This window comes from Xanthomonas sp. SHU 166 (assembly GCF_000364685.1).
Lineage (GTDB): Bacteria > Pseudomonadota > Gammaproteobacteria > Xanthomonadales > Xanthomonadaceae > Xanthomonas_A > Xanthomonas_A sontii.
Window position 1 is genome coordinate 1 of sequence record NZ_AQOJ01000606.1, and the last position, 5,153, is coordinate 5,153.

Annotated in this window: 5 protein-coding genes; 4 read left to right on the forward strand and 1 reads right to left on the reverse strand. The window is 71.7% G+C overall.

The window, feature by feature from the left end; translation table 11 throughout:
- On the forward strand, positions 1 to 557 hold a 557-nt coding region (locus D180_RS14910), incomplete at its 5' end, for a protease inhibitor I42 family protein (protein WP_232760515.1).
- A gap of 79 nt (positions 558 to 636) precedes the next feature.
- Here D180_RS14910 and D180_RS14915 read toward each other — a convergent pair.
- The gene (locus tag D180_RS14915) at positions 637 to 2,649 is read right to left on the reverse strand and encodes a bifunctional DedA family/phosphatase PAP2 family protein (protein WP_017910496.1); all 2,013 of its coding nucleotides are present in this window, start codon (positions 2,647 to 2,649) and stop codon (positions 637 to 639) included.
- A gap of 329 nt (positions 2,650 to 2,978) precedes the next feature.
- On the opposite strand from D180_RS14915, the gene D180_RS14920 reads away from it, so the two are divergent.
- The 3 genes from D180_RS14920 to D180_RS14930 all read left to right on the forward strand — a co-directional run.
- Positions 2,979 to 3,641: a serine/threonine-protein kinase gene (locus D180_RS14920; RefSeq protein WP_017913428.1), complete on the forward strand. Its 663-nt coding sequence runs from the start codon at positions 2,979 to 2,981 to the stop codon at positions 3,639 to 3,641.
- Between the two features lie 125 nt (positions 3,642 to 3,766).
- The gene (locus D180_RS14925) at positions 3,767 to 4,582 is read left to right on the forward strand and encodes an NAD(P)-dependent oxidoreductase (protein WP_017913429.1); all 816 of its coding nucleotides are present in this window, start codon (positions 3,767 to 3,769) and stop codon (positions 4,580 to 4,582) included.
- 189 nt (positions 4,583 to 4,771) lie between these two features.
- Positions 4,772 to 5,153 (forward strand): helix-turn-helix domain-containing protein (locus D180_RS14930; RefSeq protein WP_304412381.1); only part of this gene is annotated, 382 nt, incomplete at its 3' end.

The following is a 5,153-nucleotide window of genomic DNA, read 5'->3' on the forward strand; positions in this document are numbered from 1 at the left end:
GGCGGCCGCGCCCGGCCGCCGGCAACGGCATCCCGCCCCGGCGGCCTGACGTCCTATCCACGCACGATCGAGGACTTCGTATGAGGCGTTCCTTCCTGCTGTTGTTGCTGTCCGCCGGCGGCTGTCCGAGCCTGCCCGCCATCGCCGCCGAGACGGCCCCCGCGCCCGCAGCCGCAGCCGGCCAGGCCGACTGCCCGCGCGGTTCCATCGCCCTGGTCACCGGCAATGCCGATCAGGTGTCGCCCAAGACCTGCCTGGCGCCGTCGATGAAGCCGTTCGCCCTGCAGCGCGGGCAACTGTTCGTGGTCACCCTCTCCGAAAACGGGTCGACCGGCAGCGCCTGGGCCTTGCGCAGCTTGCCCGCGCCGCTGGCGCTGCTCGACATCGAGCATGCACCCGGCACGGCCTGCGCCACCGGTCGCATGGGTTGCCCCAGCACTGTCACCTACACCTTCAAGGCCACCGATCACGGCAGCGGCGCGATCGAGCTCGTCTACTCGCGGCATTGGGAGGACCGTGCCACCGACTCGCGTTCGATCCGGGTCGAGGTGAAGTAGCCGCCATCGCCCGCCGCCGGCGCCTGCAGGGCAGCGCCGCGCCGACCGGTTCAAGCCTGAGGCGTACCGCCGCCGCCGCTCAGGGCGACGGCGGCGCTTCGCCTTCGCTGCGTACCAGCAGCACCGGGATCTCGCTGCGGCGGTGCATGTCCTTGCGCGTGGGCAGCGCGTGCAGCGCCTCGGTCACCGCATTGAGCGCCGGATCGGCGCCGCGCAGCGGTCGCCACAGGCCGATCAGGTTGAAGTGGCGCTCGTAGCGCAGGCTCTGCGCGCTGCCCAGCCACAGCGGCACGTTGCCCGGCTGCAGGCGCGCCGGCGCCGGCCACAGCCGCAGCGCGTACAGCTCGTCCGGATTCGGGCCGGGGCGCAGCATCAGCAGCGATTCCACCCGCGTGTCCAGCGTCGCCGGCAGCACCGGCACCTGCGCCGGCGTGGCCTTGTAGTCGAGCAACTGCAGCGCCTGCTGCCAGCCGGCCTGCGGCTGCACGCGCCAGCCGGCCGCTTCGAGCTGGCGCTGCAGCGGCGCCAGCGGCCCGGCCACCTGGATGTCCAACGGCCAGCGTTGGTCGTCGTCGAACTCGTTGCGCCGCGACGGCAGGGTGCGCCAGTCGTGCTGCCACCAGGCCGCGTCCGCCAGTTGCGTGACCTGCGGCGGCGGCGGTTCGAACTTGGCCAGCTTGCGTTCCAGTTGGCGCGGCGCGTACCACAGCGCGGCGATCGCGAAGCCGCCGTAGAACAGCCAGGCCAGCGGCTTCATCCAGAACCCGCGGTTGAAGCGGCGGCGGTAGGCGATGCCTAGCACCAGCAGCCAGAAGATGCCGAACAGCATGCCGCCGACCACGTCGCTGAGCCAGTGCGCGCCCAGGTACAGGCGGGCGAAGCCGATCAGGGTCACCACCGCGCCGGACAGCAGGTACGGCCACACCCGCGAGCGCCCGGGCAACTCGCGCGCGATCAGCACCGCGAAGAAGCCGAAGCTGATGGTGGCCATGGTCACCGCCACCGAGGGGAAGCCGAAACCGCTGCTGGCCGCCGGCGGGCGTACCACGTGCACGGTGGTGCCGAGCAGCTTGGTGAGGGCCAGGCCGAACGCCAGCGCCGCCAGCCAGTGCGCCGCGGCCATCCAGCGTCGGCGCCAGGCCAGGTAGAGCAGGCCCAGCGCGGTCGGCGGCAGCAGCACCTGCCAGTCGCCGAGCGAGGCCAGTGCGGTCATCGGATAGTCGGCCAGCGGGTTGCGCAGGGCCAGCATCAGGTCGTGCACGGCCAAGTCCAGGCGCAGCGGCTCGCCGTGCGCCACCACCACCATCAGCAGCGCGAACCAGCCCCAGCCCAGCGCCAGCAGCATCACCGCCAGCATCGCCAGCGGCACCGATTCGCGGCGCTGCGGGTCGAACACCGCGATCGAGTAGCGGCCCAGCACCGGGTGCCGGCGCGACCAGTCCAGGCCGCGCGCCAGCAGTGCGTCCATGTGCCCAGCCGACCAGCGGTAGCCGTACAGCACGATGGCCCACACCAGGCCCAGCGCCAGCGCCAGCAGGCCCAGCACCAGGAACAGGCGCCCGGCGACCGCGGCCACCGCGTCGTAGGCCTGGCCCAGCAGCCAGCCCGGTCCCAGGAACAGCAGCGACCAGGTCACCGCGGCCACGCTGCTGGGTAGCAGATAGCGCCGCAGCGGCATCTTCATCATGCCCGCCACTGCCGGCACGAACGGACGGATGGCGCCGACATAGCGCGCCACCAGGATGCTCTTGAAGGCATTGCGGCGGAACATCGCCTCGCCGCGGTCGAGCAACTGCGGATAGCGCTTGAACGGCCAGTAGTTGCGCAACTGATGGCCCCAGCGATAGCCGACCCAGTAGCTGAGCGCATCGCCGATCAGCGCCCCGAGCGCGGCGCTGACCACCGCGTACGGGCCGGAGATCTGGCCCAGGCCGATCAGCACGCCGATCGCGAACAGCAGCGGCAGCGCCGGCACCAGGGTGCCGAGGATGATGACCGCATCGCAGAACGCGATGGCGAAGATGACCGCGCCGGCCAGGATGGGGTGTGCTGCGATCCACTCCAGCGTGGCATCGGTCCATGAGGCATTCATCGGGCAAGTATAGAGGGAGCACGATGACGGTCCGTTAGCGCCGGGGTGCCGTGTCGGGCGACCGGCCTTGCGCAACCGGGCCGCCCGGCAGACCTGGTCTGCCGTCGGGCACGTCGTGATCGCCGTCCCGTGCCGGTGATGGCAGCGCCGCCGCGCCGGGGCCGGTGCGTGACGCCGCCGCTTCGCAGGGCGGCGGCGTCACGCACGCGCGGCGTGCGCTGGCGCCTGGCACGACGCCCAGGTGAGCAGCACCGGACCAGGTGCCTGCCTGGAGTGACGGGCGACCGTGCAGACCCGTCAAACCGCGTCGCACGCTCTACACTGGCCGGATGCCTGCCCCCGCTTCCCGCACCGTCCAGATCCTCAAGGCCGACAGCTTCGGCCGCATCCTGCTACTGGGCGAGGGCGAGGCGCGCTTCGTCCGCCGCGACCTCACCGCCTCGCCGTGGTGGCTGCGGCTGCCCGCATGGTGGCTGGCGCGGCGCGAGGCGCTCGCCTTGAGGCAGCTGAACGGCATGGCGGCGACGCCGCAGCTGCGCGGCTGGGACGGCACCTTCCTGGACCGCAGTTATCTGGACGGCGCGGCGATGTACCAGCGGCCGCCGCGCGGCGACCTGGCCTATTTCCGCGCTGCGCGGCGTCTGCTGCAGCAGGTGCATCGGCGCGGGGTGGCGCACAACGACCTGGCAAAGGAGGCCAACTGGCTGGTGCTGGCCGACGGCAGCCCGGCGCTGATCGATTTCCAGCTGGCCGTGCGCGGCGCGCCGCGTTCGCGCTGGATGCGCCTGCTGGCGCGTGAAGACCTGCGCCATCTGCTCAAGCACAAGCGCATGTACTGCGCGCACGCGCTGACCCCGGTCGAGCGGCGCCTGCTCAAGCGCCATTCCTGGGTGCGCGAACTGTGGTTCGCCAGCGGCAAGCCGGTGTACCGCTTCGTCACCCGGCGCCTGCTCAAGTGGGAAGACAACGAGGGACAGGGGCCGAAGCCCTGAGGGGCCGGGATTGGGGATTCGGGATTGGGGATTGGCAACAGCGTATGGCGGCGTCTGACGTTGCACTGGCGGGGACGGCAAGGCGCTAAGCTTTTGCGAATCCCCAATCCCGAATCCCCAATCCCGTGACCTTACAAGGTAAAACCCTCCTAATCACCGGCGCCTCGCGCGGCATCGGGCTGGCGATCGCGCTGCGGGCGGCGCGCGATGGCGCCAATGTGGCGATCGCGGCGAAGTCGGCGGTGCCCAATCCCAAGCTGCCCGGCACCATCCACACCGCCGCGGCGGCGGTGGAGGCGGCCGGTGGGCGCGCGCTGGCGCTGAAGTGCGACATTCGCGAGGAGGAGCAGGTGCGTGCGGCGGTGGCGGCGACGGTGGAGGCCTTCGGCGGCATCGACGTCCTGGTCAACAACGCCAGCGCGATCTGGCTGCGCGGTGCGCTGGAGACGCCGATGAAGCGCTTCGACCTGATGCAGCAGGTCAACGCGCGCGGCAGTTTCCTGTGCGCGCAGGCCTGCCTGCCGCACCTGCTGCGCAGCGCCAACCCGCACATCCTGACCCTGGCGCCGCCGCCGTCGCTGGACCCGAAGTGGTGGGCGCCGCATACCGGCTATACGCTGGCGAAGATGGGCATGAGCTTCGTCACCCTCGGCCTGGCCGGCGAGTTCGGCCCGCAGGGCGTGGCCGTCAATGCGCTGTGGCCGCGCACGCTGATCGCCACCGAGGCGCTGAACATGATTCCCGGCGTCGACGCCGGCAACGGCCGCCGACCGGAGATCATGGCCGACGCCGCGCACGCCGTGCTGACCCGGCCGGCGGCCGGCTTCTACGGCCAGTTCCTGATCGACGACGCGGTGCTGGCCGAGGCCGGGGTGCACGAGTTGTCCGGCTACGCGCTGGATCCGTCGCAGCCGCTGCTGCCGGACCTGTTCCTGGACTGAGACGCGGCGCCCGCGTCGCCAAGTGTGCCGCGGCCGCGCGTTGCGGGCGTCGCGAGGCCGCGATCGCAACGCGCCGCTACGGGCGGCGACGCGTTGCAAAAACGCTCTGTTCCATCCGATCGCGTTCGCTGCCGCGATGACCACGCGCGGCGCGGCTATGCTGCCCGGGTCTTGATGCCACCGCCGCCCATGCCCGCTCCAGTCGCCGTCGCCCTGCCGCGTCTTCCCGAGTCCCGTCACGCCATCCACGCCGATCTCAGCGACAACGAGCGGCACATGCTCGATCGCCTGCGCCTGGCCGGCACCGCCACCCGCGCCGATCTGAGCCGCAGCACCGGGCTGACCGTGCAGTCGGCGGTGCGTCTGGTCGACGCGCTGGCCGAGCGCGGCCTGGTCGCGATCGGTGCCTCGCTGGCGCACGCGGGCCGCGGCAAGCCGGGCGCGGGCATCGCGCTCAATCCCGGCTACGGCCATACCGTCGGCTATGCGATCGCGACCGACGCGCTGTCGCTGGCATTGCTGGATTTCAGCGGGCAGATCCGCGGCACCGCCGAGCATGCGCTGCGCTCGA

Bases quoted from the DNA above. Each gene is read 5' to 3' on its own strand.
- D180_RS14920 (WP_017913428.1), top strand. From the start codon at position 2,979: ATGCCTGCCCCCGCTTCCCGCACCGTCCAGATCCTCAAGGCCGACAGC.
- D180_RS14915 (WP_017910496.1), bottom strand. From the start codon at position 2,649: ATGAATGCCTCATGGACCGATGCCACGCTGGAGTGGATCGCAGCACAC.